The sequence below is a fragment of the Alkalibacterium sp. s-m-28 genome (genome assembly GCF_054658175.1).
Map to the genome: position 1 here is coordinate 1 of NZ_BAAGIQ010000351.1, position 296 is coordinate 296.

1 protein-coding gene is annotated in these 296 nt (G+C 43.6%); it reads left to right on the top strand.

Annotated features, from left to right (window positions below; all coding sequences use genetic code 11):
• On the top strand, nucleotides 1-296 hold a 296-nt coding region (locus ACYQ4S_RS12595; protein WP_459771524.1), incomplete at both ends, for a transposase.

The following is a 296-nucleotide window of genomic DNA, read 5'->3' on the forward strand; positions in this document are numbered from 1 at the left end:
AATCGGGAAAATATTTTATATCCATTCTTGTGGAATCAGCGGACGAAACGCCCCAATTAGTTGAACGGAAGATCGGGATTGATTTGGGTATTTCGGATTTTGCGGTCACCACCAATGATTTAGGGGAAACTGAGAAGCACAAAAATCCAAAACCGCTGTACAAGTCCGAAAAGAAGCTGAAGAAGGCGCAACGGTCATTATCCCTCAAACAAAAAGGCGGTAAGAACCGCAATAAAGCACGCATTCAAGTGGCCAAAAAGCACGAGAAGATTGCCAATCAGCGCAAAGATTTCTTG